This window comes from Polaromonas sp. P1_G2 (genome assembly GCF_056405515.1).
The window spans coordinates 1-3,904 of sequence record NZ_JBFUBY010000337.1 but is presented as its reverse complement, the minus strand read 5'-3'; the positions used below and the strand labels follow the sequence as shown (position 1 = coordinate 3,904).

Annotated in this window: 3 protein-coding genes; all 3 read left to right on the top strand. The window is 63.1% G+C overall.

The genetic code is table 11. The features are described 5' to 3' along the window. Positions 1-127: 127 nt before the first annotated feature. Positions 128-1,192, top strand: coding sequence for a phenylalanine--tRNA ligase subunit alpha (gene pheS, locus AC1D0P_RS23000; RefSeq protein WP_477678864.1), 1,065 nt, complete (start codon positions 128-130; stop codon positions 1,190-1,192). 34 nt (positions 1,193-1,226) lie between these two features. Next, positions 1,227-3,653 (top strand): phenylalanine--tRNA ligase subunit beta, encoded by a 2,427-nt coding sequence (pheT, locus tag AC1D0P_RS22995; protein WP_477678863.1) that lies wholly within the window; start codon positions 1,227-1,229, stop codon positions 3,651-3,653. A gap of 48 nt (positions 3,654-3,701) precedes the next feature. Further along, on the top strand, positions 3,702-3,904 hold a 203-nt coding region (locus tag AC1D0P_RS22990; RefSeq protein ID WP_477678862.1), incomplete at its 3' end, for an HU family DNA-binding protein.

Below are 3,904 nucleotides of genomic sequence, written 5' to 3'. Positions count from 1 at the left end.
GGGCTGGAGCTTGAAAAGGCTCTGGCCCTTTTTTCATGGCCCTTTCCGCAGCGCTCACAGCCCGCCGGCTTGGTGAGAGTCCTGCCGAAAGCGCCTTCGCTGTTTTGTATTTCGAACAAGAGAACGTATGACCCAACCTGATGCCCTCCAAGAACTGGTCAGCAGCGCCCAGGCCAGCTTTGCGCAGGCCCACACGCCCGCCGACCTGGAAAACGCCAAGGCGCAGTTCCTGGGCAAGGCCGGCCGCGTGACCGAGTTGATGAAGGGCATGGCGGCCCTCAGCGTCGARGAGAAAAAATCCCGCGGCGCCGCCATCAACCTGGCCAAGCAGGCCATCGAAGCCGCGCTGAACGAACGCCGCCAGGCACTGGCCGACGCCGAACTGCAAAAGCAGCTCAAAGCTGAAGCGCTCGACGTGAGCCTGCCGGGCCGCCAGCGCGTGCAGGGTGGCCTGCATCCCGTGTCGCTGACACTGGAGCGCATCGAAGGCATATTCGGCTCCATGGGCTTCGACGTGGCCCAGGGCCCCGAGATCGAAACCGACTGGTTCAATTTCACCGCGCTCAACACGCCGGAAGACCATCCGGCGCGGTCGATGCACGACACCTTTTACGTCGAGGGCGGCACCGAATCCGCGCCCAATCTGCTGCGCACCCACACCAGCCCCATGCAGATCCGCCATGCGGTCCAGCATGTCAAGAAGCACCGCGCGCTGATCGATGCCGGCGGCCGCATGCCCGAAATTCGCGTCATCGCGCCGGGCCGCACCTACCGTGTCGACAGCGACGCCACTCACTCACCCATGTTTCACCAGTGCGAAGGCCTGTGGATAGGTGAGAACGTGAGCTTCAAGGACCTCAAATTCGTCTTCACCGATTTCTGCCGCACCTTCTTTGAAAGCGACGACCTGGTGCTGCGCTTTCGGCCCAGCTTTTTCCCTTTCACCGAGCCCAGCGCCGAGATCGACATCCAGTTCCAGACCGGCCCGCTCGCCGGCCGCTGGCTGGAAGTGGCCGGCTCGGGCCAGGTGCACCCGAACGTGGTGCGCAACATGGGATTGGATCCCGAGAAGTACATCGGCTTTGCTTTCGGCATGGGGCCCGACCGCCTGACCATGCTGCGCTACGGCGTCAACGACCTGCGCCTGTTCTTCGACGGCGATATCCGTTTTCTCTCGCAGTTCCAGTCATAAGCCATAAGAACAAAAACAAAAACAAGGTCTCACCATGCAATTCCCAGAATCCTGGTTGCGCGAATTCTGCAATCCGCCGCTCGATACCCAGCAACTCGCCGACACCCTCACCATGGCCGGCCTGGAGGTCGAAGAGCTCAAGCCTGTGGCGCCGCCTTTCACCAAGATCGTCGTCGGTGAAATCAAGGAGGCCGTCCAGCACCCTGATGCAGACCGCCTGCGCGTCTGCCAGGTCGACGTGGGGCAGAGCAGCCTGCTCAACATCGTCTGCGGCGCGCCCAATGCCCGCGTCGGCATCAAGGTGCCTTGCGCCCTGGTGGGTGCCGAGCTGCCGCCCGGCGAAGACGGCAAACCCTTCCTGATCAAGGTCGGCAAGCTGCGCGGCGTGGAAAGCCAGGGCATGCTGTGCTCTGCGCGCGAACTCAAACTCTCCGAAGACCACGGCGGCCTGCTTGAACTGGCCGCCGATGCGCCGCTGGGCCAGGACATCCGCGAGCACCTTCGGCTCGATGACACCCTGTTCACCCTCAAGCTCACGCCCAACCTCGCGCATTGCCTGAGCGTCTATGGGGTCGCGCGCGAAGTCGCCGCGCTTACGGGTGCTCCACTGAATACGCCGTCGTTTCCTGCAGTAGCCACTGTCGATGCCACCAAGGTGCCGGTCAAGATTAGCGCCCCCGACCTGTGCGGCCGCTTTTCCGGCCGCGTGGTGCGCAACGTCAATACCAAAGCCGCCACGCCGCAATGGATGGTGGACCGCCTGGCCCGCTGTGGCCAGCGCAGCGTGACCGCGCTCGTGGACATCTCCAACTACGTGATGTTCGAGCTGGGCCGCCCTTCGCACATCTTTGACCTCGACAAAATCCACGGCGGGCTCGACGTCCGCTGGGGCAAGCCTGGCGAGACGCTCAAGCTGCTGAACGGCAATACCGTGACGGTCGATGAAAAGGTCGGTGTCATCGCCGACGACGCACAAGTCGAATCGCTGGCCGGCATCATGGGCGGCGACGCAACTTCCGTATCTGACGACACGAAACACGTCTACGTCGAAGCCGCTTTCTGGTGGCCCAAGGCGATTGCCGGCCGCTCGCGCCGCTACAACTTCTCGACCGACGCGGGCCATCGTTTCGAACGCGGCGTTGATCCCGGGCAGACCGTCGAGCACATCGAGCGCATCACCCAGCTGATCATCGACATCTGCGGCACGCCGGAAACCGTGTGCGGCCCCATGGACGACCAGCAGGCCAATGTGCCCAAGGCGGCGCCTGTCACCCTGCGCGTCGCGCGGGCCTCCAAGGTGATCGGTATGCCGCTCACGCAGGCGCAATGCCTGGACGCGCTCCAGCGCCTGGGTTTGCCGGTGGCGCAAGGGGAGGGCACGCTGACCGTGACGCCTCCGAGCTACCGCTTCGATCTGCAGATCGAGGAAGACCTCATCGAAGAAGTGGTGCGTATGGTGGGCTACAACCATTTGCCCGACACGCCGCCGCTGGCGCCCATTACGGCGCGGCTGCGCCCCGAAGCCGAGCGCAGCCCCTTTGCCGTGCGCCGCGCTTTGGCTTCGCTGGGCTACCAGGAAACCATCAATTTCAGCTTTGTGGAAGAGCGCTGGGAGCATGAACTCGCCGGCAACCCGAACCCCATCAAGCTGCTCAACCCGATTGCCAGCCAGATGAGCGTCATGCGCAGCTCGCTGCTGGGCTCGTTGCTGCAGGTGCTCAAGTTCAACCTGGATCGCAAGGCGCCCCGCGTCAACGTGTTCGAGCTGGGCCGCGTCTTCTTGCGTGATGCCCAGGTACAGAACACCGACACCACGGTAGCCGGCTTCAGCCAGCCCATGCGCGTAGCCGGCCTAGCCTATGGGCCGCRGACTGCGCTGAACTGGAGCCAAACTGACAAAGTGGTGGATTTCTTCGACATCAAGGGTGATGTCGAAGCCCTGCTCGCGCCGCTGCAGGCGGTCTTTGCGCCCGCCGCGCATCCTGCCATGCACCCCGGCCGCTGTGCCAGCGTCTCCGTGGCGGGCAAGCGGATCGGGTTCGTCGGTGAACTGCATCCACAGTGGCGGCAGGGCTATGACCTGGCCCAGGCGCCGCTGTTGTTCGAACTGGAACTCGACGCGGTCTTGCAGCGCCAGGTGCCCGAATTCAAGCAGGTCAGCAAGCTGCAACCCGTGGAGCGCGACATCGCCGTCATCGTGGCCGAGGGTGTCACGCACGCCGCGCTCATGGGGGCTATCCACGGCGCCGCCACGCAAGGCCTGCTCAAGGGAGCGACCCTGTTCGACGTCTACCGGCCGCAACAGGCAAGCGCCAGCATGCAAATGGGCGAAAAAAGCCTGGCCGTGCGCTTGGTGCTTTCGAGTGACACCGCTACACTGACCGACGAGGAAATTGAGGCGGCTGTTCAGGCGGTTCTCGCGAATCTGCAGGGCCAGCTCGGGGCACGTTTGCGTGCCTGAGGCTTCCACGAAATCTTCCAAAAATAAAAACGCCAGGAGCACTGCCGCATGGATTTTTCTGTAGAAAGCCTGGAAACCCCGGCGCTGACCAAGGCCCACCTCGCCGAATTGCTGTTTGAGCAGATCGGGCTCAATAAACGCGAATCGAAGGACATGATCGACGCGTTTTTCGACCTCATTTCAGACAGCCTGGTGGACGGCAATGACGTGAAAATTTCCGGTTTCGGCAATTTCCAGATCCGCACCAAGGC